Origin of the sequence: Prolixibacter bellariivorans ATCC BAA-1284 (genome assembly GCF_000621705.1) — a bacterium.
Lineage (GTDB): Bacteria > Bacteroidota > Bacteroidia > Bacteroidales > Prolixibacteraceae > Prolixibacter > Prolixibacter bellariivorans.
Map to the genome: position 1 here is coordinate 294,139 of NZ_JHXO01000008.1, position 26,331 is coordinate 320,469.

Here is a 26,331-nt window from a genome sequence, read left to right on the forward strand (position 1 = left end):
ATTAGTTCTTTTTCATCATTTTGCCGTTATTCATCCAAAGCGCAACACGCGACATATGTGTGTAAGGCGGATAAGCGTGCATGGCTCCGGTCACCATGTCCATCAAACCATCGTTATTGAAATCACCCAGTTCGAGTGAAAGCAAATGCGTCGGTATTTTGGCAATGCTGTGTTTTACAAACTGCATATTCCCGGTATTCTCGAGCCAGATAAAACTTAATGCATCGGGACGTTCCCAAAGATTGAACGCACTCACTACAAATAAATCGAGGTCACCATCGCCATCAATATCGGTTGGGCGGGCGTTGTAAGCTCCTGTAAAGTTACAGATGCGGTGAAACTGGAATTTCAGGTCACCTTTATTCTCCAACCATTGTACTCCGTGCCATGGTCTGCCTTGCGGCGGAATATAGTCAAACGCATCACCATTGGTGTACAAAATATCGTCATCACCGTCCTGATCAACATCAGCCATATAGATACCGCTGGAACCAAAATCCTGGTTACTGGAACCATACAATAGTTTTGGCTGGAAGTTTCCTTTTCCGTCATTCACAAAGCAGTAAATCTCCTCCCACTCCTGGCTTACCAGCGAAATCAAATCATTGTCGCCATCCTTATCAATGTCCACCACTTCCACATTGATGGGACCCGAAAGGTTCTGCAAAATATGACTCTTGAATTTCCAGTTGCCGAGGTTCTCAATCCAACGGGTTTCGCCATCGTCGTACCCAAATTGCGCAACCGCCAAATCGTTATCTCCGTCACCATCCAAATCGCCGCCACGCACATCCGTTACCCGGGCAATTTTATCGACAATTACATGCTTGGTAAAGTTGAAATTTCCATCATTCTCGAGCACAACTACCGAACCAATTTTATCGTTGTTTGGGAATAGCATGCCCATGACGGCCACCAATAAATCCAAATCTCCGTCATTATCAAAATCGTACGCCTGCACATGAGCTGGAGCAATCAATTCGTCAGCCAGTATCTTTTCGGTGAAAACACCTAAAGAATCCTGTCGTATCCACGAAATGAAGTTTCCTTTGCTGTCGCAAACAATCACATCCAGCAATCCGTCTTTGTCCAAATCAACCGCCTGAACATGAGAAATCAAAGGTGGCTCTTCAAATGACTGCCCGATTAACACCGGATTCAGAAAATCAATTTGTTCTCCTTTTTTGCTATCCGGCATTACCTCGGCGATGTTCTCTCCCGAACCGGAACGATTCATTACCCGCTCGACAACTTGTCCCCAGGTCATCCCGGTACGACTAGCCTGATATTGAATCAGCAACAACGGAATTCCAATAAACACAAAAAGAATAATGACGACGGGAATTAGCGTTTTTATTCCACGTCCGGACTTCTTAGTCCCGTTGGTATTTTTTTTCATATGACGGTTAAGTTTGGTAGGCTAAAACTAAAGAAAAAACAAATATCGTTCGAACGGAGAAGCAAATATATATGATATGTAGACTCTTTACATATAAGGCTCTACGCAGTAAATGACAAGTCGGAGCTTTAGCAGTCTACTCTAATTTTTCTAATTTAGTCCGCAAGCTGAACCTAACCAATGCATAAACTTAAACGTACTTTTGAAAATTTCCTGATCGTTGTGATGCCGGGCCTGATGCTAGCTATTCTTGTCCAGTTTTTCACTCATGCTCCCGTCGATCGATACATCCACATTACCAGTTTCCGTTACGGAAAAGAACCGTCCGTTATTCGCTGTAACCGGGGAGACCGGCTACACCTTACCTTCTCTACCGACGATACAGCTCACTCCTTCTTTCTCGAGGAATTTGATATCGATATAAAAGTGAGCCCCTCCCGCGAGGAAGTAGAAGTATTTAAAACCAGCAATCCAACCGACAAACAGTTAGTCACGAAAGAATACATTCTCACAGCCAAACATCCGGGCATCTATAATTACATTGTATCCCGAAGCAACTACCGCTGCCACGTCTGGTGCGGACCGATGCATGCATTCGAGCAAGGGAAGATCATCATCCTTCCAAATACACTACTGGCTTTCAGTCTCGGTTGTCTTGCCGGCATAATCCTGCTATGGTTGTTTGGCATTTTCGGAAGAAAGAAATCTACTGAAGAGTCAGTACCAAAACCGACCTCCAAAGATGACCTGTTCCTTCGTTTTCCATTCCTGAAAAAGATGGCACGCTCACGATGGTTACAGGCCACTCTCATTTTGTTGTCCATGATAATGATTTATGTGGTCATCCTCACCTCTGTTTTCGGGACGCAAATGTCAGGACGGAACCTGGGGGTTCTGCTAATGTGGGCCGTTTGGCTTTTTCTTTTGGTGGCCATTCTTACGCCCTTCATGGGACGAATCTGGTGCACCATATGTCCGTTGCCATTTTTCGGTGACCTCATTCAGCGACAAACACTTTTCACTCCGTTGAAAGGACGTACCAAAAGCTACAATAATAAGTTCTCCGGATTCTTCCTGAAATGGCCGAAGAAACTTGACAATAACTGGCTAAAATTGTTTGTTTTTCTGGCCCTCGCCACCTTTTCTACTACGCTGGTAGCTAAACCACGTGTTTCCGGACTCGTACTGCTTGGACTATTGCTTGTGCCTACCGCAATGTCAATTGTATGGGAGCTTCGGGCATTCTGTCGGTATGTCTGTCCGGTGAGTGTTTTCATCGGGCCGTTTTCCCGGATGAGTACGGTAGTACTGGGCAGTAAATCGCAGGAACGATGTGATACCTGTAAACCGCATTACTGCGAGAAAGGAAGTCCGAAAGGCTGGGCATGTCCGTATGGAATCAATGTGGGAAAGATAGACGAAAATCCGGATTGTGGTTTGTGCATGGAATGTACCCGCAGTTGCCTGTATGATAATGTCACCATTTATAAACGGCCCCTGGCGTCGGAATTAGGAACACGCAACCTGAGCGAAGCCTGGATGACGTTGGCCATCTATACCATTTCAATTGTTTACAGCATCCTGTATCTGGGTCACTGGCCCATCGTCCGCGATTACATTAACATTCTCGATAAGCAAAACTGGGATTTGTTCGGACTGTATGCAATAATCCTCTGGATGCTGGCATTGGTTGTTACACCTGCGTTGGTTTACCTTCTTTCGCTTGGCGCGAAGAAACTATCCCGTAGCTCCTTATCTGTTAAGGAAATATTCATGGCTTCCAGCGGAGCCTTATTACCGCTCGGCCTGATGATTTGGATTGCCTTTGTGGTGCCGATGTTATTCGTGAATGTGACGTTCATCGAACAGTCATTTTCCGACCCGTTCGGTTGGGGATGGGATTTCTTTGGAACGGCCAATATACCGTGGCATCAATTCATTCCACGATTTATTCCATGGATTCAGGCAGCACTCATTCTGTCCGGAGCCTGGCTGAGCTTACGAAATTACAGGCGCTCATGGAACCATTCTGACATCACAACCAAACAGCTATTCCGCCTGCTTCTGCCCATCAGCCTGCTTGTCATTGTCACGGCAGTCGGAATGTTGCTCTTCTTTACAAATTAGAAGACCGTCACAGCGGATGGAATAAAGCACAATTCACAATTTAACGCCCATTATCTCACTCTTCACATTCCTACGGTGTTCAATTCCCCACTCCACCATCACGTCCAGCACAGCTTTGAAGCGCTGGCCCGACTCGGTCAACTCATATTCCACGGTTACCGGGATGGTATTATGTACCGTACGCGACACAATGCTGTTCATCTCCAGGTCTTTTAATTCCTTCGAAAGCATACGGGGCGTAATTTTCTCAATATCCCGCTCCAGTTCCTTAAAACGCTTTTTACCATAGAGTAAGGAGCCAATAATCGGTAATTTCCACTTACCACTAATCACATTCATCGTATCGTTCACAGCCATTACATAATTGCCCGAACACATTTTTACTTCGGCCAAAACAGATGCATCACATGCCATAACCTTTGATTTTACTAACACTATACTAAAGTATACCGGTATACTTTAGTATAGTAGTTACTTTTCGATAGCAAACATAGTGTATTTTTGCCATTATTTTTAATTGGTCTAAAAAAAAGCACAATGAACTTAATCGATAATTTGAAGTGGCGTTATGCCACCAAGAAGATGAATGGTAAAGCCGTTCCCGAAGAGAAACTGCAATATATACTGGAAGCCGCTCAACTGGCGCCGTCTTCCTCCGGATTGCAACCCTACTCCGTCCTTGTCGTCACGAATAAAGAGTTAAAAGAAAAGATGAGGCCCATTGCCTGGGACCAAAGTCAGTTGACCGATGCTTCTCATGTATTGGTTTTTGCCGCCTGGGAGAATTATACCGAAGAGAAAATCAAAGAGGTATTCAAACGCACCACCGATGAGCGCGGTTTACCCGAAACGGCCATGGACGATTACCGGGCGAGGTTATGGGGCATGTACTCTCAAATGCCGGAAGAGTGGCACTTCCATCACGCTGCTAAACAGGCATACATTGCCTTTGGTCTGGCCATTGCTGCCGCTGCTGAGCAAAAAGTAGATGCTACTCCGATGGAAGGTTTTGACGCAGCAGCTATGGATGAATTATTGAATCTGAAAGAAAAAGGTCTCCGCAGTGTGCTGGTACTGCCGTTGGGCTACCGCGATGAAACGAACGACTGGCTGGTGAACATGAAAAAGGTTCGCACTCCGAAAGAGGACTTTTTCATTGAGTTGAACTAAACAGTTTATCTCGCAACATAACTTCAACTATACAAGTTAATACTTGATAATTATTCATGCTACGGATGGAAGGCTTCGGCTTTTCATCCGTTTTTTTGTATGAAAGATTAAAATAGGTGAGTCAGTGAATAAAACATAAAATTTGTATTTTCATCGCCGAGTGTTTATTCAAGAACATTAACCTTTAACCCAAACTTTCATTATCATGGAAAATACAAACAATCGAAAACGCATTATATCAAGCGTAGTAGGAGCTGTAGTTGCAGTACTGGTTGCAGCATTGGTTCAGCAATACTTTTTCAAAGCGCCAACTTTTGATAAGACCATGATGCAGGCTGCCAGCCAAATCAACCAGTCGTGCCCGATCATGGTCGACCAGGAAACGCGTCTCGATAATGCCGTGGCGATGCCCGGGAAGATATTTCAATACAACTATACGTTGGTAAATTTAGCGAAGGACTCCATTAACATATCCGGACTGGAAAGTTATATCAAACCAATGATTCTGAACAACGTGAAAACCAACCCGGACATGAAGAGCTTTCGCGATAACAAGATAACCATGACATACACCTACAAGGACAAGTACGGCGTATTCATTACCCGGATTGACATTACACCGGAGATGTACGAGGAATAAAATCTTCGGCAAGCGCAGCTGAAGATTTTCCTACTGACCACAGATAACGCTGCTGTATAGAGAGGACAGACTCTCTGATTGTGCATGTTATCTGTGGTTTTATTTTATCTAAATCTCTCCCTCCACCTCGATCATTCTCTCCAATACTAACAAGGCCTCTCACACAAACCGGAACACTAAAAATCAAAAAAAGTTAACCACAATAAACGGCATAAATTTATTAAATTAGAGAAACACTAATCTCGCCGAAAAATGAAAACCAGACTTCCGGCCCTGAAACAAAAAGTCCTGTTATCTATCATTGTTTTGATTTCCTGCCTCAGCCTGCATGCGCAATCACCAGAGCCGCTACACATGGAAAAATACACCACCGTTAACGGGGAGAAATTTGTTGTCCATTCAAATGTGCTGAACCAGGATAAGGAAATTTTCGTCGGGTTACCGAAAAACTTCAACGACGCAACCGATTACCCGTTGGTGCTCGTACTGGAAGGCGAAGTTGTTTTCGACACTTTTGCCCCGCTGATGCGATTGATGGCCGACGTAGGTGAAATTCCTGAGTGCGTGATTGTCGGAATTCCTTTCTACAACAAACATTTGGAGTACGCTCCCAAGATAAGCTCTCATCCTGAAAGCGGCAATGCCGACAACGTGCTCAATTTCTACCGGAAGGAATTGTTTCCGCTACTCGATTCGCTCTATCATTGCGGAAAGGATAAAATCATATGGACACACTCGGGACTTGGCGGCATCTTCTGCACCTATCTATTGCTGGGCTCCGACAATCAATTCAATGGTATCATCTCCTCCAGTCCCAATCTCAAATTTATGCGAGATTACATCGAAAAAGAAAATGCTTTCGCCGATTTAGCCAAAAAAGGAAACGTATTTTACTATTTGACTTTCGGGAGCAATGAAGGTGAGGATTACATGAGCGGCATGTACACCGAGGTAAAACAATTCAAGGAAAAACTGGAAAAAGAAGCGCCTGACAATTTAATCTGGAAATACCAGTTAAACGAGAATGACGATCATTTTACGAATGCCGTAGAAACCTTTACGGATGGATTAATCCTATACTTCCGAATGATGAAATAAAAAAGGCTGTCTCAGGAATATCATCGAATATATCCGGAACTTGAAAATGAACAGGTCATTTCCATTTTGGTGAAAACAAACAATATTCCCTACCTTCGTATTGCTTTGAAAACAAAATAATCATATCACCCAACTCCCTTCCGGGAGAAGACAGAAGAGCCGGATAATAGCCTTTTGAATGTTATCTTTACTTCACGTGCCCTTCGAATTCCGTTATTCATCATTTATTCAGGCCATGTGTGAATATTCGCGCATATACCATCACACATTAAATTTAAAGCTATGAAAATCATAGACATACTGGCAAAAGTTCAAAAGCCAGCTTTATATGAGAAAGGTTCCGCCGTGATGTGGACCGACCCGTACATTTCAAAGCAATTATTAGAAATTCACCTCAACGAGGAAATCGACCTGGGAAGCCGAAAAAAGTCCACGATTCAGCAAACCGTTGACTGGATGCTGCAGCAAACAGATAAACAGTCGCTGAACATCCTGGATTTGGGATGCGGTCCGGGATTGTACGCCGAAGAATTGGCCCACAAAGGCCACAAGGTGACCGGAGTCGACTTTTCGGAAAATTCCATAGCGTATGCCCGCGAAGAAGCGCAACGCAAACACCTCGACATTACCTACCTGCAGGCTGATTATACATCGCTGAAACTGGAGGCCAACCAATTTGATTTGGTTATCCTGATTTACACCGACTTTGGTGTACTACTTCCGGAAAAACGGGAAAAACTCCTCAACCTGGTTTATACAGTGTTGAAGCCCGGAGCTAAGTTTATCTTCGATGCACTGAACGACAACGAACCGGAAAAGAAAACCACGCCTAAAACGTGGGAAGCATCTGCCGGAGGATTCTGGCAACCGGATCCCTACCTTGCTCTTTCTGAATCATTTCTCTATCCGGAAGAAAAGGTGATTCTCTATCAGCATACTATTGTCGACGAGCAGGATAAAAGCGTTGTTTACCGTTTCTGGACACACCTGTTCTCCCACGAAGATCTGACCGGAATGCTGAGCAAGCATGACTTTCAATCCATCAGCTTTCACGAAGATGTGCTGCCCGGCGATGATCCCTGGAGCGGACAGAATGTTGCCTTTTGTCAGGCAATGAAGGCTTAAGCAATTGAATACATTTTATCGTAACAATAAAGGCAGCCTGATTAGGCTGCCTTTTTATTTTCTTAAAAACTTTACGATCTCAAATTCATTATCCTGTAGTTCCCAGCGCATTGGCAATGGCGTTCACACATTGCAGGAGCGCAAACAGGTACTGGTCTTCATCCGGAAGATTGTCCTTTTTGGCAGCCCTCCATTTGCTGAGCAGTTCAATCTGCGCTTCGTGCAAATGAGCTAATGCTTCGGCCCGCAGCATGGTAGAATAATAGTGGTTCTTTCGACGTTCGTGAATGGGTATTTTCAACAAATCGGCCAACATATTTCGGGTTAGTTCCAGCTCGGTCACCATTTTGGCCATCATCCGTTCCCGAACATTGGCATCTTCCACTAACGAGGCATACTTCGCCATGATGTGCTCGTCGGTAGCGGCCAGACTCGAATCGAGGTTGGTGATCACATAGCGTACAAACGGGTCGTATTTCACCAGCTCGCGAAGCTTTGCGTACTCCTGCGTATCGCCGGTCTGCATTTCCTTCAAGGTAGAGCCCACGCCATACCAGCTGGTTATATTGAACCGCGACTGCGCCCAGCTAAATACCCAAGGGATGGCCCGCAAATCTTCGATGGAACGTTTACCCGTGCGGCGGGCCGGGCGCGAGCCAATTTTACTCGACTCGATCACGTCAATGGGCGTAGCCTGTGAAAAGAATTGAATGAAATCTGGGTCCGAAATCAATTCATGGTAGTAGTACTTTCCCCGCTCTCCCAGCTTGCCAAACAACCCGGCTACATCGCCATTCCCGGAAGGCAGAAACTTATGCAATGCTGTTTGCGCGGTGACGCTGGCCAGCATCAACTCGAGGTTATAAGCCGCGTTCACCAGGTTGGCATATTTCCGCTCGATGGTTTCGCCCTGTTCTGTTACCCGGAATTGCCCGTTCACCGAACCATGCGGAAGTGTTTTAATGAACCAGTGTAACGGCCCTGAACCACGGCTGATACTTCCTCCCTTTCCGTGGAAGAACCGGACAATGACACCGTGCTTCTTCCCTACTTCCGTGAGGTCGCGCTGTGCTTCGTTCAGAAACCATGAACTGGCCAGAATACCGCCGTCCTTGTTGCTGTCGCTGTACCCGACCATCACATCCTGATAAAGGACTTTAGCTTTGGTCCTTTCCCGCTGCAACTCCAGACTATTCTTCACTACTGGATGACTTAGGTAATCATCCAGAATTTGTGGGCTGTCTTTTAAATCTTCAATAGTTTCAAAGAGCGGTACCACGGGCAGCTTGGCCGCCAGGGCATTGTTGTATTGTATCGTGAGGCCTGCTTCCCGCATAAACAGATATACGGTCAACAGGTCCTCGGCATTGCGTGTCATACTAATGATGAGCTTCCCGATGGAACGTCGGCTGTACCGGCTGATGTGATTCTGCACCACCTGAAGCGTCTCGATGACATTGCGGGCTTCGCTGCCGGTTCCGGCATGCTCCAGCAGAAACGGACGGTTCATCTTCAGCTCCGCATCCAGAAATTTACGTTTCTCCGTCTGCGATGAAAGAGCCAGGCTCTCTGTATTCGCTCCCAACGATGCAGCAACCAACTGTTCCAGCGCTTTCTCGTGAAACTGGCTGTTCTGCCGAATATCGAGCTGTGCCAGGTGAAAACCAAAAATCGTCAGCAGTCGTTTGCAACGGCCAACATCGACGTGAGCCACTTCCGGAATCCCATAATTTTCCAACTCTTGCGACAGTATATTCAAATCGGCTACTAACTGTTCAGAATGACGATAACGGTTTTCCGCGTCCTCCAGCGATAAGTTGTGCTCCTGCGTCACATCAATGGGCAACTTGTGAAGCAACAGCATCACATACGCCTTGAAAATCTCGTTCTGGTTCTCTTTCAATACCTTTTCACCCGAAGTACCCAACTCAGATACCAGTTGTCCCAACCGGGTAGCAAACTCCTCTCCTGCTCCGTGCAAGCTGATATAAATACTCAGCTTTTGCGCCAGTGCTAATAGCTCCTTCTTCACAATCACAAAAGCATGAATGCGAAGTTTGTTAAGTGTCATACGGGTAATGTCGGGCGTTACCAATGGATGACCATCACGATCGCCCCCAACCCAGTTTCCGAACGACAATCCCGGGAATAAATCTGTGTTATTCAATTTGGCAACATCAAACCCCGATTCTCGCCAGGCCTGTCGTAACCGTTTATCGAGGAAAACCACCACGTCGGGAAAAACGTTGGTGAGGTAGTGCAGAATATTGTCGAGCTCCGACTCCAGCCGGGGCTTTTCGATGTATATCTCGTCAATGTTCCAAAGCCGGTGCAGGATTTGTTTGATCTCATCGCGAATGTCTTCCCGCTCGATGTGGGTATACATCTTGTTCTCGCGGCGAACCAGTAACAGGTAAAGTCTTCGGTATTCCTGCAGCACCACCGTTCGTTTGGCCTCTGTAGGATGCGCCGTCAGAACGGGCTCGACCAACACATCTGGCAAAACTTCCAAAATTTGATCTTCCGTGATACCTTTTTCTTTAAGCAATTTGAAGTTCGCCGACCAAAGTCCGTTTACAGAACTCATGTCCCCGTCCTCCTTCGCACGCCGGCTTTGCACGGCACCATTCACTTCCACCAGGTTCACCAGCTGGAAACTCATCGAAAGCATGTGAATGTAGTCATTACTCAGTAGTACTTCTTCGGGAGGTTGTTCATCGGAACTAATCCAGGGAATGTAAGGAACAATAGCCTGCTTACCGCTCTCTTCTAGCACTTCGCGAAAGCAAGTCAACAAAAAATCCAAATCGTCATACGGCCTTCCCAGCGCGTTCCTTACTTCGGTGAATACAGTTTTCATAGTCATCGCAATTTATCTAAGGAACTAAACATCCGAAATTATGAACAGTTCAAAATGATTTGAAATTGGAAAATGAATAACGGTGGAATAATGTTGGCAAATCGCAGTAATCCGTTACGTTCTATCATCTAACCAGCGATATCAGAAGATTCGTATTCACCTGTATAAACGAAAGTGCCATTTTCAACAAAACATATAAATGGGTACATTTGACCATCAGAACCGTGCTATTTGCCATCATTAATGACGAGCAATTAATTTTGAATGAAAAGTCGATTTTACCATTGGATTACCGGAAGATTTCCGCAGAACTACCTCATTAAATATCCTTTCAGAGGGGCCATCATCCTTACATTCTTTTCATTCCTGTTTACCATGCTGTACGATCCGCTTAATTTCCATGGTAACCAGATTTACACCTACCCTCAACTGATGGGATTATATTGTTTTGTTGGAGGTTTTACAGTTTACTTGTCTACTCACTTACTGAAAATAATTCCCTATTTTCATTCAGAGGAAGAGTGGACACTTATAAAAGAAATTCTGGCCATTTTCATCATTCTTTTTGGAATCGGTTTAGGACTCTACTTCAGTGCCTTTTTCATCGATCCTCAAAATCCCCAGTGGACATTTCACAATCTCATCGGCTCCGAGACGAATGCTTATTTAATCGGGAGCCTTCCTTTTCTGTTCTCTTTAGTTATCAACGTTTCGCACAAAGCTCATCTCGGCAGCAATCGAAGTGTTTCCGCTTCGCTAACAGATGACATCCCAATTGACGTTGCGGAAGAGATGATTCAAATCGAATCGAAGTTGAAAAAGGAAACCCTGAAATTTTATCCCAGCCAGTTCCTGTATGCCGAATCGGACGGCAACTATGTGGTATTTTATCTGAAAGAAGAAAACGAAGTACGGAAGAAGATTATTCGCAACTCCATTAGCCAGGTAGAAAACCAGCTTTTCGGCCAAGATCATTTTTTCCGCACCCACCGCTCATTCATTGTTAATCTGAAAAAGATATCCAGAAAAGAGGGAAATACCTCGGGCTATCGTTTAAGCTTGAAAGGTCTTTCTACCGAAATACCGGTTTCGCGTCAAAATGTGGCCAAATTCGATGAGATTTTTCCGCTCAAAGACTAAATCGAACGTTTCCACTGGTCACAAAATTTTGTCACTCATCACACATTCCAGCTGATTTAACAGGCCTTTCCAACCACTTGTCACAAATTCTTGCCGTGTACCCCAACTCTTTGGAAGGTGAAAAGGAGTTTCCTCAATTTGCATGAAAGACATCACGCAAATTTTAAACTTTCAGGAAACAATGAAACGATTTTTCATCTTAGCAAACACCTCAAAGATTCTTTTCACGACGCTTATCGGGTTAATGACCTTCCAAAGCCTTTGGGCGCATTCCATCACCGGTCAGATTAAGGATGGTAAAAGTGACCAGTCCATTCCATATGCCACCATTTCGCTTTATAACGCGAACGATTCTTCATTAATAACCGGAACAGTCAGCGGAACCGATGGGCATTTTGCGATCGCGAAAGTAGCGTCGGGCAAATACAACCTTCACGTTAGCTTTATGGGGTATCAAACCGTAAGCCGTAAGATTGATCTAACCAACCAGGAAAATTATCACGCGGGTACCATTTTATTACAGGCAACGTCTGTCAAATTAGGAGAAGCGGTAGTAACCGGCGAACGCATCAGGGCCAAAGCAGAACCGGATAAAACAACGTATTTCATCAACAAGAAGTTGGAAGATGCATCGAACACCGGCCTTGATGTGCTGAAATATATTCCGGGCGTACAACTCGATTTTAGTCAAAATCTTTCGCTTGAAGGAAACCAGAACATTCTGTTGCTTGTCGACGGCAAAGAGCGCGATACCGGATTCATCCGGCAGCTCGATGCCAGCCAGATTGATAAAGTAGAAGTAACCACCATGCCCGGCTCGAAGTATGATGCCAGCCTCTCCGGCGTCATCAACATCATTTTGAAGCACAGGGAAACCGGTGTTAATGGTTACGTGCACGGCGAAATACCGACGTCCCAAAATGCCGTCTATATCTTCCCGGGATATGGATTGAATTATGGAGGAAAGAAATTCAGTTTTCAGACTTCATATAGTGGACAAATCAGTGATTTCCCAATTATTGAGAACAATTACCGTGAAATTAGTAAGCCTCAGCAAACTACTACCATTACCTCGCAGCAGGACGTAATGCAAAACAACTGGTCGCACCGGTTTAATTTCGGCATCGACTATTTCATGAACAAACAAAACCAGATCAACCTCTACACCTTTTACAACCCCTATTCCAGTGAGCACAACGGCACAATGACCTTACAGTCGCAGATAAACCAAACACAGGACCGTTACTGGCAAGCAAAGAAAACTGACAACGACCGGAATCATAAGCTATTCGGTTCACTCTTTTACAAACACTTGTTCCATCAGCCCAACCAGGAATTGACTGTTGATGCCAGCTATTACTACCTTACAGCACATAACGCCACAACCTACGCTTATGATTCATCTTCCGAAGGTGGTGCCTCAGAGCAAACCAATATCGTCAGGCCCCGGCAGCAGAACGCCAGCATAAAAGCAGATTTCACCACTCCGCTTACTGAATATTTTAAGCTGGAAACCGGAATGAAAGGTTTATTAAAATCGATGACCGACCGGCAATCTGACTCCTTCCGCTACCGCGAAAACATTATGGCAGGATACGGCTCGTTTTCTTTCGCGAAAGATAAGGTTCAACTCAACGCCGGTTTGCGTGCCGAACACTCGACCAATGATTTCATCGACCACTTCACGCGTCACTCCTGGGCGTGGTTGCCTTCAGCTTCATTGAACTATCAACTCTCAAAAACAAAGAGTCTCAAAATCTCTTACCGGCGCTCCATTTTTCGCCCCAATATCTATCAGCTGAATCCATATCTGTCACAAAACGATCCGTATAGTTTACAGAGTGGAAACCCTTGGTTGAAACCGCAATTCAGCCAGGACCTCTTCCTTGATTATTCGATGAGGTTGGGGAATAATTTCCTTTCGACCCGCCTGTTTTACAACCAATCAAATCATGTCATCAATTCACTGACTTTCGTGAATGATTCGAATCTGTTTGAAACAAACATTCACAACGCGGGAGAAATCGAACAACTCGGGCTACAAATCAGCGGCGCACTAAAGCTGGGCAAGACCTTCGCATTCAACCCCTACCTGAAGGTATTCAGTAATTGGACGCACCCCAATGCTATTGCCACGCAATATCAAACCGTAGCAAAACAGGAACTTAGCTATGAGATGGGGTTGTCAGCCATCGCATCCTTCAAACACGACTGGACTGCAGCTTTCCGGATGCAGTATTACCATCCCACCACCGATATCCAGACAATTCGTAACATGTCCGATGCTCTCTACTTTGTTTCGGTTGAGAAAACCATCAAAAAGAAGATTAAGTTAGGTATCGTTAGCGGTTTGCCCTTCAAACGCTCGTTCGCCTATCACGGAGAGAAAACCCAGGGACCAAATTTCTATCAACGTTCTGTAGGAAGTGTTATCCTTCCCTCGGTTCCCATCTGGTTTTCCATCCGCTACCAGTTTAGTTCCGGCAAAAAAGTACACACCATTCAACGGGAAACAGAAAAACTTGACCGGATTCCGAAGAAAGGATTCTAATTAAAATGGAAAATTGAAACAAAAGCTCACATTTGGACATGTGATAGCTACGCACACAAAGGAATCATCTTTATTTATTGATTCAACTTTGTGTGCTTTAGTTGGAAAACAATACAGCAGAACAGCCAACGCATCAACAACTTGGCATGAATATGAATTCATTTCGAACGAATAAAGTTGTAATTTTCCGCTAAATAGAAATAACTAACCAACATGGCAAATCATCTGTTTTTTTATGCAGCTCTTTCTCTCACTTTAGTTCACGAAATGGATGCCATCCGTTGCCGGGAATGGAGTATTCTTCCGGGCTTATCCCTTCTAAAAGATGAAACAGCTTACCTCCTATACATGTTGGCTCATATTCCGTTGTATTTCTTACTATTCCTGAGTCTCGTGGGCAATCGACCTAAGGAAGGCTTGATCATTGGACTGGACATTTTCTTCATCGCTCACCTTCTCATCCACATTCTCTTTTTGAAGAACCATAAAAACAAATTCAAAAATTGGTTTACATGGTCATTGATCACCGGAGCATCTGTCTTCGGTCTTCTGTACCTGTTTTTCTAAACAATATTTTCATTCCATTCGTTACCTTTACGGCCAATTCAAATCAAAACCTGCCAAGCTTCAAGTCCCTCGTTCATTTATTTGGCCAATCATCATTTTGACTATTTCAATTGACAAAAATACATCATAAACAAGAAAGCCACAGGTAATGAAAAAAATCTTGCTTCTCCCGATGCTTCTTGCCGGCATCGTGCTGACCTTAAAAGGACAACCACCAACAGAACAACTTACTTCATTTGTCGTTCCATTCATCGGAACTGAAGGTGCCGGTAATGTTTTTCCAGGCGCTTCACTTCCTTTCGGGATGGTGAAACTGGGCCCCGATTGCGCAGACAAAAGTTCCAACTCCGGCTATGTGCCCGGAGCGGTGATTCATGGTTTCAGCCATGTTCACGTCAGCGGAACCGGCGGAGGCCCTAAATACGGAAATGTGCTGGTAATGCCTTTCACCGGGCCGTTTCAACCAGAAGAAATTCAATCACAACCAGCCAATGAGCAGGCCAGTCCGGGCTACTTTGCCGTCGACCTGACCGATTACCACATCAAGGCCGAAATGACCGTCAGCCGTCGGGTTGGTTTCCACCGGTACACGTTCGGTGACAACAAAGAGCGGGGCATTCTAATCGATGCCGGGAGCATGCTGGGTGAGCATCACTGTTGTGGCGAAGCACAACAACTGATTGGCTCGGAAATCAATATTGTTTCCGACACACTGATTCAAGGTTACACGCGCGTGAGAGGTGGCTGGAACAAAGGAGGCGAATACACCGTATTCTTTTCCGCCGTTTTCGATACGCCAGCCAAATCATACGGGACATGGAAAGGAAACGTAGCCTCACCCGAAAAAGCGTCGGAATACGATAGCGGCGAAAAAACCGGTGCCTGGTTCTTCTTCGGCAATGGAAGTAAAAAAGCCATCCAGGCAAAAGTGGGCATTTCGTTCATCAGCAGCGGAAAAGCATTGGCCAATCTGCAGCACGAAGTTCCGGGATGGGATTTTGATAAAGTGCATCAGGACGCTGTTCAAACATGGAACAAAGTACTGAATACAATTCATGTTGAAGGCGCTTCGGATGATATGAAAAAAGTGTTCTATACCGCCATGTATCATGCCATGCTAATGCCGGTCGACCGGACCGGGGAAAATCCGAAATGGCACTCTGATGAACCGTATTACGACGATTTTTACGCCATCTGGGACACCTTCCGGGCAACGAATCCCCTGCTAACGCTCATTCAACCCGACCGGGAAAGAGATATAGTCCGTTCACTAATTGACATATACCGTTACGAAGGCTACATGCCCGATTCGCGCAGCGGCAACCAGACCGGGCGTACCCAGGGCGGCAGCAACTGTGATATGGTGGTAGCCGACGCTTTCCTGAAAGGCTTGAAAGGCATCGACTACCAAACAGGATACGAAGCGATGGTAAAAGATGCAGAAATTCCGCCGGGAGGCAACCAGCAAACTGACGGACGAGGCGGCATTAACGAATACATCAAGCTGAACTACGTACCTGCGGAATACGAACCTAAAGAGAAATCGCCAACACTGCATACACCCAAGTTGTACGACCGGGCCGGAACACGCACCGTGGAATATTCAGCGAACGATTGGGCCATCGCACAGGTAGCGAAAGGCATGGGTAAAGAAGCAGACTATGAAAAATACCGGAAACGGGCATCCAACTGGGCCAACCTGTGGCGAAGCCAGGTAACTGATAGCGGTGTAAACGGATTCATCTGGCCCAAGCGACGGGACGGTTCGTGGGTCGAAGATTTCTCAACAACAAAAGCCGGCAGCTGGGGAAACTTCTTTTACGAGGCCGATTCATGGGAGTATTCCTTCTATGTGCCGCAAGACGCACGAGCATTGATTGACAGTTGTGGCGGACCGGAAACGTTCGTGAAAAGGCTGGATACCTTCTTTACGGGCCCCAACTACCGGGTAGACAATGAGCCGAGCTTCTTTACGCCGTGCTTATACACTTACGCCGGTTACCAGTATAAAAGCAGCGACCGCGTTCGCGATATCATTCAAAAGCACTACACCTCCGCAAAAGATGGTATTCCGGGTAACGACGATTCGGGATCGATGTCAGCATGGCTGGTATTCAACACTGTAGGATTCTATCCCAACGCCGGACAGGATGTCTATCTCATCACTGCTCCACATTTCCATCGGGCCGTACTCGATTTGGGAGGCGGAAAGCAGCTGGAAGTAATTGCATCGAATCTTTCGGAGACAAACCGGTACATTCAGTCGGCCACATTGAACGGCCAACCACTGAACAGGGCCTGGTTCCGCCACAGCGAAATTGCGAACGGCGGAAAACTCCGGTTCGTGATGGGACCGAAACCTTCGGATTTTGGAAAAGAGCATTTACCTCCGTCCCTTTCCGATCCGGAATAGACAGAAAATTCTGACAACAAAGCATAAAAAAAGTCCCGCCAAAAGCGGGACTTTAAAATTTTCAATGTCTGTTATTTCCAGACTATGCTAGTTTCACATTGACTGCATTTAAACCTTTTTTGCCCTCCTGCAATTCAAACGTTACTTCATCATCCTCACGAATCTGGTCGATTAATCCGGATGAATGTACGAAATATTCTTTTGATGAATTTTCGTCTTTAATGAAGCCAAAACCTTTTGATTCATTAAAAAATTTTACTGTTCCTTTGTTCATGATAATTGAATTAATTCGGTCTAAGTTACGGCTAATAATTGAAATCTAATCCTGTTTTGAAATTAATCTGCGGACTTATTTTTCCAGTTATTGTTCAAATACCTGTTCTTATCAATAAATCTCTGGCCGTTAATCCTTAACCGAAAGACACATCAAAGCGAAGCAATCATTTTCTCCAACTCCCTGCGAGAGAGTTTTAATTTCACGGCCAGAATTTTGAAAAAGTCCTCTTTTGTCTCATGCCTCCACATTAAATCGGCATTCGTCAATTGAGGGTATTTCCTTTTCAGATCCATTTGAATGCTGTTCCACTTGTTGATGTCAAAATCTGTACTCATTATTGTTGTTTTTTTAAATAAATAGATTCCTGAAGAGATAAATCATGAAGGTCTTTCCGATGGGATGTAATAGAATTCTGATCTTTCGGAAGGCAGGTTCCGTTATGGGAAGCTTTTCGCATCAGTTGATTTAGTCTGCAAATATACAGAAATCAGCCGAGAAATACGACATCCGGGTCACGTTATTCATTGATTCATCTCAACTTGCCAGTGAATATCAGCTAAAAAATTCTCATAAATAGAGAATCTTTTATGCCAACCTACTTATTCCAGTGCATTGTTTATTTTCGCCAGACCTTCGTTCTTCAGCATAAAGCTCCAACTCACAAAGTTGATTAACCAGCCATGATGAAATAATCGACCAGCAAACAATATTTCTGAGCCTTTGTTATGACTGTGCTTTCCTTTCTTCACTGACTTACCAATTGCTTCCGAAAGAAAATGCTTGTTCTGCCAGTCGTTCCGGCAGATAAATCGTTGCCTACGCAAGCGTTCTTTGTAAATCACACATACTTTCAACGATAACAAAAACAAAATGAAACAGATGAAGTTCGTATCCGCATTGGTTGCCGTGCTACTATTGATGACCAATGCAACCTTTGCATCCGGAACCATTAACAATGCAAATTCAGATAACTATGCCCTGCTGGTCAGCAATCCCAAGCACATAAAAGTGGCTGTGATGACCGCAAAAGAGTTGTTTAACAATCCCAAATTCAGTGCGCAACATTTCGAAGTGGTAGTTTGCGGTAAAGCTGTTCAGGCATTACTGAAGAACAACGAGCAACAACCGGAAATCGAAAAAGGGTTGAGACTTGGCATATCATTCAAAGCCTGTAACATCTCGCTAAAGAAAGCCCAAATTACACCTGCCAAACTAATCAAAGGTGTTGTGGTCGTTCCCAATGGGCTGGTGCGCATGTTCGAACTGCAGAAAGAAGGTTATCACACCATCGAGTTATAAATACCCTAAAATTAAATAACAACCACCAGAACCCGGGAGCAACGTCTCGGGTCTTCTTTTAGCAGAAGTTTACAGACAACAGATAAACGTGTCTGTCGATTTCTGTTATCTTTAAATTCTGTTTATACCAATTATGCGATTAAAGCTCAATATAATATGAAACCAATTCGCATTCACTACTTACAGCACGTACCGTTCGAAGGACTGGGATGCATCGGACAATGGGTAACCCAAAACCAACATACGCTAACCGTCACTCGTTTTTTCGCGAACGACGAACTTCCTCCTGTTTCTGATTTCGATATGCTCATCATCATGGGAGGCCCAATGGGCATTTATGATGACGAGAAATATCCGTGGTTAACCGAAGAGAGACAATTCATCCGGCAGGCTATCGAAGCGAATAAAACAGTTTTAGGCATTTGCCTGGGCTCTCAGCTGATAGCAAATGCCATGGGCACCAAAGTTCATCCTAACCAGGAAAAGGAAATTGGCTGGTTCGACATTTCATTAACCGAAGAAGGTCGTCAATGCAAATTATTGGATGGTTTCGATGCAACTTTTCCCGTTTTTCACTGGCATGGCGATACTTTCGAACTGCCTGCCGGTGCCCATCACCTTTTTCAATCGGAAGGATGTAAAAACCAGGGATTCATCCGTGATAACGTTCTGGGATTACAATTTCATTTTGAAGTTACACCGGAAAGTCTGAAAGAGATGTTGAAACACGGCCAAGATGAATTGACAAACGGGAAATATATCCAAAGCGAAGAAGAAATTATAACTCACCAACACCTCATCCCTCAAAACAACGAAATGATGTTCAGAATACTTGATAGGCTGCTCAACTAGTTGAGCTACTTTCTTTGAATAAATGATATACTAACTAAACAAGTCTTATAATATATGAAAATCACCTTCAGTGTAATTATCTACAAAAATTGAGTGCTTACATAAATAATTTATAAGAAAGAACTGCTATCCAAATTGCTGTTTCTCATATGGAAAGTAAAAGGAAGTAAGAAAAATAAGAATCAGTTTCAACTTTCCAAACCTGACTGAAATTCTCAGTCAGGTTTTTTCATTTCAATCAATATCATTAAGTCATCAATAAATATAATTAATCCAATATTTAATTTTATTTATTTTATTACTACATTTATTGAAAATAGTTCAATAAATGGAAAGGAAGTTGCCTATCGTTTGTCCGAGTTGTGATTCGGAATTGAAAGTAAACAGTTTACACTGCGAATCCTGTTCTACGACCATCAGTGGTTTGTTTGAACTGCCGTTGTTATTGAAACTAAGCCGCAAAGAACAGGACTTTATTCTGAACTTTGTGAAAGCCAGTGGGAGCCTGAAGATTATGGCCGAAAAACTGAAGCTGAGTTACCCGACGGTACGCAATATGCTGGATGACCTGATTGGCAAGATTGAAAAACTTCAACACACACCACAATGATAACCTACCTGTTCAATCCGTTTCGATACATTGCCGGAGTTAAATCGCTGGTAGCCGGAATTCTGGTGCTGTTACTCACGGCCATCACAGGATATTTCAGTCATACTCATTTTCCGGACCTTATTTCCATTAAACTCTCCCCTGCATTTCCGCTATGGTATTTCGTTGCGCAGGTTTTCACCAACTGGCTGGTCATTTCGATTGTGTTGTATATGCTGGCGCTTATTTTCTCGTCAAGCTCAGTGCGGATAATCGATATCTTCGGAACCCAGGCATTAGCGCGCGTTCCATACTTTCTGGCTGCCTTCACCGGATTTTTTGGTGCCATGCACAAGTTTGGCCAGTACATCTTGTACACCCGGTTCCACCAGGGAGAGCCCGTAAATTTGACTTCCACCGATGTCGTTTTGGCTGTATCACTAATGATCGTATCCCTGCTGCTTTCCATTTGGACAATTATCCTCATGTACAATGCATTCCGGATTTCCGCGAATGTGAAAGGAGGAAAAGCCGTCGCGCTTTTTATTACTGCTTTCATTATTTCGATAGTAGCAACCTTATTTCTTTCGAGATATTATCTCAGCCTAATCACCGGATAACACAAGATGCAAACCATTAGCCTCTAAAACATATATTATCATGAAAAAGAAAAAACGAGAAGATGAATACCTCAACACCATGAGCAAGGACCCGACCAACTGGCACGGTCCCTTTTATGTGAATCACAAAGACCCGAGGTTAATTGTTCCCAAGTACAATCCCGCAAGAGGATACACTTTTAACTTTGCCAGTCCGTACGCATATGTCATCATTGTCGCCATCGTCCTCATCATGGTAGCCGCAAGCTATCTGAAATAATCAAACGCTATGAAAACATTACTATTGCTGACTATTCTAATCTTTGCTTATGCGGTTTCTTCTGCGCAAGGCAACACGAACAATTCCGAATCGGATATGATACTAAAAACATCCACCGGGAATATTGTCGGAACCGTGACCGTCCCCCAACAGGAAAACCCCATGCCGGTCGTTATCATCATTGCGGGCTCCGGCCCTACCGATCGGAATGGCAACTCAACAATAGGCCTTCATACCGATGCATACAAAATGCTGGCCGAAGGATTGGCGCAAAATGATATCGCCTCGTTACGTTACGACAAACGGGGAATCAGCGAAAGTAAAGCCGCCATGAGGGACGAAAGTGCTATCCGTTTCGACACCTATGTGCAGGATGTGGTTGATTGGATAACAAAACTGAAAGCGGACAAGCGTTTCTCGAAGATTTATTTACTCGGACATAGCGAAGGTTCGTTGATTGGCATGCTGGCCGCAGAAAAAGACAAAGTAGCCGGTTACATCTCTGTTTCGGGAGCTGGCCGCCCAATGGACGAAATTCTGCGCGAACAACTGTCCAACAAATTGCCGCCACAGCTGCTCAGCGAATCAGATAATATTCTCGATAGCTTAAAAGCGGGCAAAACTGTTGACAATGTTCCGCATACCCTGTATGCCCTTTTCCGGCCCTCAGTTCAGCCATACATGATTTCCCACATGAAATACAATCCGGCCAAAGAGATTGCTAAATTGAAAATTCCTGTGCTGATTCTTCAGGGAACCACCGACCTGCAAGTTCCGGTGAGCGATGCCCGGATATTAAAAGCCGCCAAACCCGATGCCAAATTAGTAGTCATTGACAACATGAACCACGTCATGAAAGCATCGGACAACAACCAGCAACATAATCTGGCTACCTATGGGAATCCGGATTTCCCGTTGAAAGCAGGTTTGATGAACAACCTTGTGCAATTCATCAAGCACTGACGAGTATTGCCCATTCGTTTTTCCGGCTTTCCGAATTCATTGCTTCTTCGTGTGCAATTTTGCCCGAAGCATTGTAACTTAACTGTTTGGTTTCATTGCCAAAAAGAATTAAAAAACCAACAGTTATGTCCGGTGTCCGCAAAAGCAATCATTTCGTCAACCTGAACCTTAATGTCCGGGGACTAAATCAATCCGCCACCCTGCTCATCAACGAGCGCAGTAACGAACTCATCAAACAGGGCTCCACCGTTTATAAGCTGGGATTAGGGCAATCGCCTTTCCCGGTTCCCGAAAGAGTTCAGGAAGCCTTGCGGCGGAATGCACACCAAAAGGATTACCTTCCCGTTAGGGGATTAATGCCTTTACGGGAAGCGGTGGCAGCATTCAATTTCCGTCATCAGGGAATTGAATGCTCACCCGAGGATATCATTGTTGGACCAGGTTCAAAAGAATTGATTTTCATCCTGCAATTAGTTTACTACGGCGAACTAATTATCCCAACTCCCAGCTGGGTCTCCTATTCACCGCAGGCACGGATTGTAGGCCGTCATGTAACCTGGGTTCCGACTGATGAAGAAAATGACTGGCGGTTAAGCCCCGAAAAGCTCGACCTGATTTGCCGCAACGATCCGGACCGTCCGAGGGTCGTTATTCTGAATTACCCCTCCAATCCCACCGGATCGACGTATCCGGTGCCGCGATTGAAAAAACTGGCAGAAGTAGCCCGCAAATACAACATCATCCTGGTATCGGACGAAATCTACGGTTTGCTCGACCATTCCGGCAACCATGTTTCCATTGCGCAATTCTATCCCGAAGGCACCATTCTCAGCAGCGGACTGAGCAAATGGGCCGGTGCCGGTGGATGGCGCCTGGGAACCTTTACCTTTCCCGAGAATCTGCGTTGGTTGCAGGACGCCATGGCCATTGTCGCCAGCGAAACATTCACCTCCACAAGCGCACCGATACAATACGCAGCGATTACCGCTTTTCAGGACCATCCGGAAATTGATGAATACCTCCATCACTCACGAAGGATTCTGAAGACCCTGGGTAATTACATGGCCGACCGGCTAAAAGTCAAACACATTACCATGCCATCGCCAAAAGGGGCTTTTTACCTGTTTCCCAATTTCAATTACTACCGTGAAAAACTGGCAGCAAAGGGAATTCTCACCTCTTTTGAGCTATGCGAAGCCCTGCTGCAGGAAACGGGAATCGCTATCCTGCCGGGAATCGATTTTGGGCGGCAAACCGAAGAGCTTACCTGCCGGATGGCGTACGTTGATTTTGACGGTGAGCTGGTGCTCAATAAAGCGATGATTGAATACCGCGACAAGAAACTGGATGAAGCTTTCCTCCGCTTATATTGCAGCAAAATGATGAAAGCGGTTGACCTGTTGGAAGAGTGGCTGGACCAACTATAAAGTCATTTCAGGTTATATGATTTCAGGTTTCAGGTTGGGAAGCGGTTGCTATTGTTGATGTCGCACAGGTCTTTATCCCGGAGAGCGCCAACAAATAAGAAGCCCTTCCGGAAATGCGGAAGGGCTTCATTCCAATGATTTGGAATCAATATTTTTATTAGTTTATGCCTTTTTTAAGCTTAATCAATACCGCCTGACTGTAATCACCGGACACATATTTCTTGATGCTATTTTTATCGTTTAGCACATTAATGGATTCGATGCTGTTTTTATCAATCTTCTTCACATTGTCCAGTGTCATTTTCAGACCGTCGACCAGGTACAAAATCTTGCCTTCAGGTTGTGGCTGAATCGCTTTTGTCTGAAGATATGCCTGGTATTTTTTCGTCAATATGGTAACAACACCATTTTTTCCTCTTTCTCCGTAGATATTCATAGCCTTTTCACTATTCTTTGGCAGAAAATCAATTTGCGCAATGTCGGTACTACTGAACGGAAGTCGATTGGTCTTTAAGCTTTCCGGGCTTATCACCGAATCATCTACCATCAGCAGTGGCTTGCCCGTAATCTTCCCTTCTTTTTTCAACTCGCTGATACGATTTACCAGGTATTTACTGTTTGCGTTGCTGTCGGAGAGTAAGTAACGATTAGAAGTACACCCGACCATCATCGCCACGGTCAAAATCAATAGTATTTTCTTCATAGCATTTGTATGTTTAATGTGTCTAATTCGTCGACGATAGTGTTTGTCAAGCAGTCAGTCTATATTCGAGACGTATAAACTTAATCATTTTCAGATAAAAAATATCATTATCCAACGAAAGTCTGCATAGCAGCGATTGGCGACCGGCCGTCCGGCAACATGCATTTGACCATTGGTTTTTATTACCTTTAACCTAACCAAACTCAATTACCATGAAAAAAACAGTGGTCATTTTCATTCTGGCCATCCTGGGTTTTAACTTTCAAGCCCACAGCCAGCCCTTATCGCCCGATTTAATTACTTCCATCGAATATGAGATTGATGCCACTTTTCAGAAAATGGTTGCTTTGGCAGAAAAGCTCGACTACAATGCCTTGAACCAGGGAGTGGATGATTACCACAAAGCAGGCTTCCTGGTAAACGGAAATTACTATGCCGATTATGCTACCTTGATTTCAGCGGTAAAGCTGAGCGCACAGGGTGTCAGCAAACAAAAACTGGTGCTGAAGGATAAGAAGATAACCGTGCTTAACGAGCAAGTGGCGCTGTTGACCGCCTCCGGAACCTCACAGGTTAACCTCTACGATGGCCGCGAATTCACGGGAGACTTCTACTGGTCGTTTGTGTATGAAAAAATAAATGGTGAGTGGAAAGTCATTCAGTCGCATCAGTCACGCGGACGGTAAAGAAAGTAATATTAGCCGCATTCTTCTATAGGATAGTTCTCATATGAAAGAAAATAATGGAAACCAATAAAGATATCACAAGGCTTGGATTAACAGGTTCTTTTGTAATTTATATTCCCGCCGCCATATTAATGTATTGTTTGACAAAGTATTTAATTCCCTACCTGAGTAATGTAACCGGACAAGAAACCATATTATTCTGGTTTATTGTTGCTGGATTGGGCATTTTCTTACCATTGATAATAACAGGATTATTGATTCTAAAATCAGAAGGATATACAATATCAAGAAAAACATGGATTGAACGTCTAAGATTCCGAAAAATTACAAAGAGAGATATAGTATGGACCCTTGCTGGTTTAATTGTAGTTGGATTACTCAGCGGATTAATAATGAAAGGGCTGGAATTATTGAGCGGTAAATTTGACCACTCACCGGCATTTATGTCGTTTGAGCCCTTGACCAAAGGACGATACTGGTTCCTTATCGTTTGGCTCCCCTATTGGATTTTAAATATACTGGGCGAAGAGTTTTTGTGGCGAGGCGTAATGCTACCAAGACAAGAAATCGCGTTTGGAAAATATACATGGCTAGTTCATGGATTTGGCTGGAGTTTGTTTCATATCGCTTTTGGCTGGCAGTTATTAATTACATTGATTCCTTTGATTTTCATTCAATCATACATTGTTCAAAGGAGAAAGAATTCATGGATTGGAGTGATAATGCACGGAGGATTAAATGGACCAAGTTTTATAGCTATCTGCTTTGGACTGATTTGATAATGAATGAGAGAAAAACACAGCACACTTCATGCGGTATCAGGCATGGCTACCTTTTTCTCTCCCGCTAATTGTCGAGTCTCATTCCGGCATCACCATCGTCCAGACCAAACTATGCCCCAAAACACAAATATTTCTGCAACCAATTAATTATCTTTAGTATCCAACAATACATAACCTGACCAAAAAACTATGAAAACAACGTTTGTAAAAATCGCCCTGATGCTTTGCATCCTAAGTTTAATTGCCAGTGGATGCAAAAAAGACACCAACAATTCATGGGTAATTACTCCGGAAAAGCCAATTGTTATGTTTGATGCTGACACGGGGGACCTCAGCTTCAAATTCTGTCTTCTGAACCAATGGGAAGATGCGGCTACTGTTTTTAAGGAGGGGACAAATCTTACATTCAGCCTCTCCATTAGTAATAATTCAGGCGATACCATAACCATACCTACCGAATTTATAAACTCAGAATTCTACAGGGTCTATCAAAAACAAGATAATACAGACATGGGAAAACCCTGGACAGGAATTTGGTGTGAAAAAAGTTTTGCGCCACATATAATAACATTACCACCGGCGAAAACCAAACAATTAGACTGCCCTTGGTTTTTAACCTATTTTGAAAAGCCAGATTACCCGCTTTGTATCACTAAAAGTAAAGATCCGCTCCCCAAAGGCGAATATTTCACAAAGCTTAACCTGAACCTTCAATACATAAAAAGGGGTGAAACAAAACAAATTAACTATTTGACTTTTAAAATTGATTTTGAAATCCAATAGC

Annotated in this window: 26 protein-coding genes; 19 read left to right on the top strand and 7 right to left on the bottom strand. The window is 44.2% G+C overall.

Going from position 1 to position 26,331, the window contains the following annotated elements:
• Nucleotide 1: 1 nt before the first annotated feature.
• Nucleotides 2-1,399: an FG-GAP repeat domain-containing protein gene (locus tag T426_RS23475; protein ID WP_025864649.1), complete on the bottom strand. Its 1,398-nt coding sequence runs from the start codon at nt 1,397-1,399 to the stop codon at nt 2-4.
• A gap of 180 nt (nt 1,400-1,579) precedes the next feature.
• On the opposite strand from T426_RS23475, the gene T426_RS0111240 reads away from it, so the two are divergent.
• Nucleotides 1,580-3,526 carry a 4Fe-4S binding protein gene (locus T426_RS0111240; RefSeq protein ID WP_025864648.1) on the top strand — a complete coding sequence of 649 codons (1,947 nt, stop codon included), beginning with the start codon at nt 1,580-1,582 and terminating at the stop codon, nt 3,524-3,526.
• 33 nt (nt 3,527-3,559) lie between these two features.
• On the opposite strand, the gene T426_RS0111245 is transcribed toward T426_RS0111240, so the two are convergent.
• Nucleotides 3,560-3,940, bottom strand: coding sequence for a winged helix-turn-helix transcriptional regulator (locus T426_RS0111245; RefSeq protein ID WP_199898591.1), 381 nt, complete (start codon nt 3,938-3,940; stop codon nt 3,560-3,562).
• Nucleotides 3,941-4,063: 123 nt separating this feature from the next.
• Between T426_RS0111245 and T426_RS0111250 the strand changes: the two genes are divergently transcribed.
• The 4 genes from T426_RS0111250 to T426_RS23480 all read left to right on the top strand — a co-directional run bounded on the left by T426_RS0111250 (nt 4,064) and on the right by T426_RS23480 (nt 7,559).
• Complete coding sequence (locus T426_RS0111250; protein ID WP_025864646.1) at nt 4,064-4,696, top strand: NAD(P)H-dependent oxidoreductase; 633 nt, start codon at nt 4,064-4,066, stop codon at nt 4,694-4,696.
• A 205-nt stretch (nt 4,697-4,901) separates the two neighbouring features.
• On the top strand, nt 4,902-5,336 hold the full coding sequence (locus tag T426_RS0111255; RefSeq protein WP_025864645.1) for a hypothetical protein: 435 nt from the start codon (nt 4,902-4,904) through the stop codon (nt 5,334-5,336).
• Nucleotides 5,337-5,588: 252 nt separating this feature from the next.
• Nucleotides 5,589-6,434 (top strand): alpha/beta hydrolase, encoded by an 846-nt coding sequence (locus tag T426_RS0111260; protein WP_025864644.1) that lies wholly within the window; start codon nt 5,589-5,591, stop codon nt 6,432-6,434.
• Between the two features lie 282 nt (nt 6,435-6,716).
• The gene (locus T426_RS23480; protein WP_051538877.1) at nt 6,717-7,559 is read left to right on the top strand and encodes a class I SAM-dependent methyltransferase; all 843 of its coding nucleotides are present in this window, start codon (nt 6,717-6,719) and stop codon (nt 7,557-7,559) included.
• Between the two features lie 88 nt (nt 7,560-7,647).
• On the opposite strand, the gene T426_RS0111270 is transcribed toward T426_RS23480, so the two are convergent.
• On the bottom strand, nt 7,648-10,419 hold the full coding sequence (locus T426_RS0111270; RefSeq protein WP_025864642.1) for a phosphoenolpyruvate carboxylase: 2,772 nt from the start codon (nt 10,417-10,419) through the stop codon (nt 7,648-7,650).
• 264 nt (nt 10,420-10,683) lie between these two features.
• Between T426_RS0111270 and T426_RS0111275 the strand changes: the two genes are divergently transcribed.
• The 4 genes from T426_RS0111275 (at nt 10,684) to T426_RS0111295 (ending at nt 17,090) form a co-directional block, all read left to right on the top strand.
• Nucleotides 10,684-11,559, top strand: a complete 876-nt coding sequence (locus T426_RS0111275) for a LytR/AlgR family response regulator transcription factor (RefSeq protein WP_025864641.1) — start codon at nt 10,684-10,686, stop codon at nt 11,557-11,559.
• Between the two features lie 181 nt (nt 11,560-11,740).
• A complete protein-coding gene (locus T426_RS0111285; protein WP_159103328.1) occupies nt 11,741-14,110 on the top strand; it encodes a TonB-dependent receptor in 2,370 nt (789 codons plus the stop codon).
• Nucleotides 14,111-14,323: 213 nt separating this feature from the next.
• On the top strand, nt 14,324-14,677 hold the full coding sequence (locus tag T426_RS23485; protein WP_025864639.1) for a DUF6713 family protein: 354 nt from the start codon (nt 14,324-14,326) through the stop codon (nt 14,675-14,677).
• A 148-nt stretch (nt 14,678-14,825) separates the two neighbouring features.
• The gene (locus tag T426_RS0111295) at nt 14,826-17,090 is read left to right on the top strand and encodes a GH92 family glycosyl hydrolase (protein WP_025864638.1); all 2,265 of its coding nucleotides are present in this window, start codon (nt 14,826-14,828) and stop codon (nt 17,088-17,090) included.
• A gap of 82 nt (nt 17,091-17,172) precedes the next feature.
• On the opposite strand, the gene T426_RS0111300 is transcribed toward T426_RS0111295, so the two are convergent.
• The 3 genes from T426_RS0111300 to T426_RS0111310 all read right to left on the bottom strand — a co-directional run bounded on the left by T426_RS0111300 (nt 17,173) and on the right by T426_RS0111310 (nt 18,209).
• Nucleotides 17,173-17,364, bottom strand: coding sequence for a cold-shock protein (locus tag T426_RS0111300; protein WP_025864637.1), 192 nt, complete (start codon nt 17,362-17,364; stop codon nt 17,173-17,175).
• Between the two features lie 152 nt (nt 17,365-17,516).
• A complete protein-coding gene (locus T426_RS0111305) occupies nt 17,517-17,702 on the bottom strand; it encodes a hypothetical protein (RefSeq protein ID WP_025864636.1) in 186 nt (61 codons plus the stop codon).
• Nucleotides 17,703-17,966: 264 nt separating this feature from the next.
• Entirely contained in the window at nt 17,967-18,209 is a 243-nt protein-coding gene (locus T426_RS0111310) for a hypothetical protein (protein ID WP_025864635.1), read from the bottom strand.
• 37 nt (nt 18,210-18,246) lie between these two features.
• On the opposite strand from T426_RS0111310, the gene T426_RS0111315 reads away from it, so the two are divergent.
• The 7 genes from T426_RS0111315 to T426_RS0111345 all read left to right on the top strand — a co-directional run bounded on the left by T426_RS0111315 (nt 18,247) and on the right by T426_RS0111345 (nt 23,376).
• Nucleotides 18,247-18,666, top strand: a complete 420-nt coding sequence (locus T426_RS0111315) for a DsrE family protein (RefSeq protein ID WP_159103327.1) — start codon at nt 18,247-18,249, stop codon at nt 18,664-18,666.
• Between the two features lie 156 nt (nt 18,667-18,822).
• Entirely contained in the window at nt 18,823-19,518 is a 696-nt protein-coding gene (locus T426_RS0111320; RefSeq protein WP_036984536.1) for a type 1 glutamine amidotransferase, read from the top strand.
• Between the two features lie 328 nt (nt 19,519-19,846).
• Nucleotides 19,847-20,128, top strand: coding sequence for a DUF2089 family protein (locus tag T426_RS0111325; protein WP_025864632.1), 282 nt, complete (start codon nt 19,847-19,849; stop codon nt 20,126-20,128).
• Nucleotides 20,125-20,727, top strand: a complete 603-nt coding sequence (locus tag T426_RS0111330; protein WP_025864631.1) for a YIP1 family protein — start codon at nt 20,125-20,127, stop codon at nt 20,725-20,727. The genes T426_RS0111325 and T426_RS0111330 overlap by 4 nt, the downstream gene beginning before the upstream one ends.
• A 40-nt stretch (nt 20,728-20,767) precedes the next feature.
• Nucleotides 20,768-20,986 carry a hypothetical protein gene (locus tag T426_RS0111335; protein ID WP_036984535.1) on the top strand — a complete coding sequence of 73 codons (219 nt, stop codon included), beginning with the start codon at nt 20,768-20,770 and terminating at the stop codon, nt 20,984-20,986.
• A 9-nt stretch (nt 20,987-20,995) separates the two neighbouring features.
• On the top strand, nt 20,996-21,949 hold the full coding sequence (locus tag T426_RS0111340; RefSeq protein ID WP_027585715.1) for an alpha/beta hydrolase: 954 nt from the start codon (nt 20,996-20,998) through the stop codon (nt 21,947-21,949).
• A gap of 125 nt (nt 21,950-22,074) precedes the next feature.
• Nucleotides 22,075-23,376, top strand: coding sequence for a pyridoxal phosphate-dependent aminotransferase (locus tag T426_RS0111345; protein WP_027585716.1), 1,302 nt, complete (start codon nt 22,075-22,077; stop codon nt 23,374-23,376).
• Between the two features lie 157 nt (nt 23,377-23,533).
• Here the strand turns inward: T426_RS0111345 and T426_RS0111350 are convergent, their stop codons facing one another.
• Nucleotides 23,534-24,079 (bottom strand): hypothetical protein, encoded by a 546-nt coding sequence (locus tag T426_RS0111350; RefSeq protein WP_025864629.1) that lies wholly within the window; start codon nt 24,077-24,079, stop codon nt 23,534-23,536.
• A 212-nt stretch (nt 24,080-24,291) separates the two neighbouring features.
• Here T426_RS0111350 and T426_RS0111355 point away from each other — a divergent pair, with 212 nt between their 5' ends.
• The 3 genes from T426_RS0111355 to T426_RS0111365 all read left to right on the top strand — a co-directional run bounded on the left by T426_RS0111355 (nt 24,292) and on the right by T426_RS0111365 (nt 26,330).
• Complete coding sequence (locus T426_RS0111355; protein ID WP_025864628.1) at nt 24,292-24,765, top strand: nuclear transport factor 2 family protein; 474 nt, start codon at nt 24,292-24,294, stop codon at nt 24,763-24,765.
• A gap of 56 nt (nt 24,766-24,821) precedes the next feature.
• Nucleotides 24,822-25,544, top strand: coding sequence for a CPBP family intramembrane glutamic endopeptidase (locus tag T426_RS0111360; RefSeq protein WP_025864627.1), 723 nt, complete (start codon nt 24,822-24,824; stop codon nt 25,542-25,544).
• A gap of 192 nt (nt 25,545-25,736) precedes the next feature.
• Nucleotides 25,737-26,330 carry a hypothetical protein gene (locus T426_RS0111365; RefSeq protein WP_027585718.1) on the top strand — a complete coding sequence of 198 codons (594 nt, stop codon included), beginning with the start codon at nt 25,737-25,739 and terminating at the stop codon, nt 26,328-26,330.
• Nucleotide 26,331 lies beyond the last annotated feature (1 nt).

Bases quoted from the DNA above. Each gene is read 5' to 3' on its own strand.
- T426_RS23475 (WP_025864649.1), bottom strand. From the start codon at position 1,399: ATGAAAAAAAATACCAACGGGACTAAGAAGTCCGGACGTGGAATAAAA.
- T426_RS0111240 (WP_025864648.1), top strand. From the start codon at position 1,580: ATGCATAAACTTAAACGTACTTTTGAAAATTTCCTGATCGTTGTGATG.
- T426_RS0111245 (WP_199898591.1), bottom strand. From the start codon at position 3,940: ATGGCATGTGATGCATCTGTTTTGGCCGAAGTAAAAATGTGTTCGGGC.
- T426_RS0111250 (WP_025864646.1), top strand. From the start codon at position 4,064: ATGAACTTAATCGATAATTTGAAGTGGCGTTATGCCACCAAGAAGATG.
- T426_RS0111255 (WP_025864645.1), top strand. From the start codon at position 4,902: ATGGAAAATACAAACAATCGAAAACGCATTATATCAAGCGTAGTAGGA.
- T426_RS0111260 (WP_025864644.1), top strand. From the start codon at position 5,589: ATGAAAACCAGACTTCCGGCCCTGAAACAAAAAGTCCTGTTATCTATC.
- T426_RS23480 (WP_051538877.1), top strand. From the start codon at position 6,717: ATGAAAATCATAGACATACTGGCAAAAGTTCAAAAGCCAGCTTTATAT.
- T426_RS0111270 (WP_025864642.1), bottom strand. From the start codon at position 10,419: ATGAAAACTGTATTCACCGAAGTAAGGAACGCGCTGGGAAGGCCGTAT.
- T426_RS0111275 (WP_025864641.1), top strand. From the start codon at position 10,684: ATGAAAAGTCGATTTTACCATTGGATTACCGGAAGATTTCCGCAGAAC.
- T426_RS0111285 (WP_159103328.1), top strand. From the start codon at position 11,741: ATGAAACGATTTTTCATCTTAGCAAACACCTCAAAGATTCTTTTCACG.
- T426_RS23485 (WP_025864639.1), top strand. From the start codon at position 14,324: ATGGCAAATCATCTGTTTTTTTATGCAGCTCTTTCTCTCACTTTAGTT.
- T426_RS0111295 (WP_025864638.1), top strand. From the start codon at position 14,826: ATGAAAAAAATCTTGCTTCTCCCGATGCTTCTTGCCGGCATCGTGCTG.
- T426_RS0111300 (WP_025864637.1), bottom strand. From the start codon at position 17,364: ATGAACAAAGGAACAGTAAAATTTTTTAATGAATCAAAAGGTTTTGGC.
- T426_RS0111305 (WP_025864636.1), bottom strand. From the start codon at position 17,702: ATGAGTACAGATTTTGACATCAACAAGTGGAACAGCATTCAAATGGAT.
- T426_RS0111315 (WP_159103327.1), top strand. From the start codon at position 18,247: ATGAAGTTCGTATCCGCATTGGTTGCCGTGCTACTATTGATGACCAAT.
- T426_RS0111320 (WP_036984536.1), top strand. From the start codon at position 18,823: ATGAAACCAATTCGCATTCACTACTTACAGCACGTACCGTTCGAAGGA.
- T426_RS0111325 (WP_025864632.1), top strand. From the start codon at position 19,847: ATGGAAAGGAAGTTGCCTATCGTTTGTCCGAGTTGTGATTCGGAATTG.
- T426_RS0111330 (WP_025864631.1), top strand. From the start codon at position 20,125: ATGATAACCTACCTGTTCAATCCGTTTCGATACATTGCCGGAGTTAAA.
- T426_RS0111335 (WP_036984535.1), top strand. From the start codon at position 20,768: ATGAAAAAGAAAAAACGAGAAGATGAATACCTCAACACCATGAGCAAG.
- T426_RS0111340 (WP_027585715.1), top strand. From the start codon at position 20,996: ATGAAAACATTACTATTGCTGACTATTCTAATCTTTGCTTATGCGGTT.
- T426_RS0111345 (WP_027585716.1), top strand. From the start codon at position 22,075: ATGTCCGGTGTCCGCAAAAGCAATCATTTCGTCAACCTGAACCTTAAT.
- T426_RS0111350 (WP_025864629.1), bottom strand. From the start codon at position 24,079: ATGAAGAAAATACTATTGATTTTGACCGTGGCGATGATGGTCGGGTGT.
- T426_RS0111355 (WP_025864628.1), top strand. From the start codon at position 24,292: ATGAAAAAAACAGTGGTCATTTTCATTCTGGCCATCCTGGGTTTTAAC.
- T426_RS0111360 (WP_025864627.1), top strand. From the start codon at position 24,822: ATGGAAACCAATAAAGATATCACAAGGCTTGGATTAACAGGTTCTTTT.
- T426_RS0111365 (WP_027585718.1), top strand. From the start codon at position 25,737: ATGAAAACAACGTTTGTAAAAATCGCCCTGATGCTTTGCATCCTAAGT.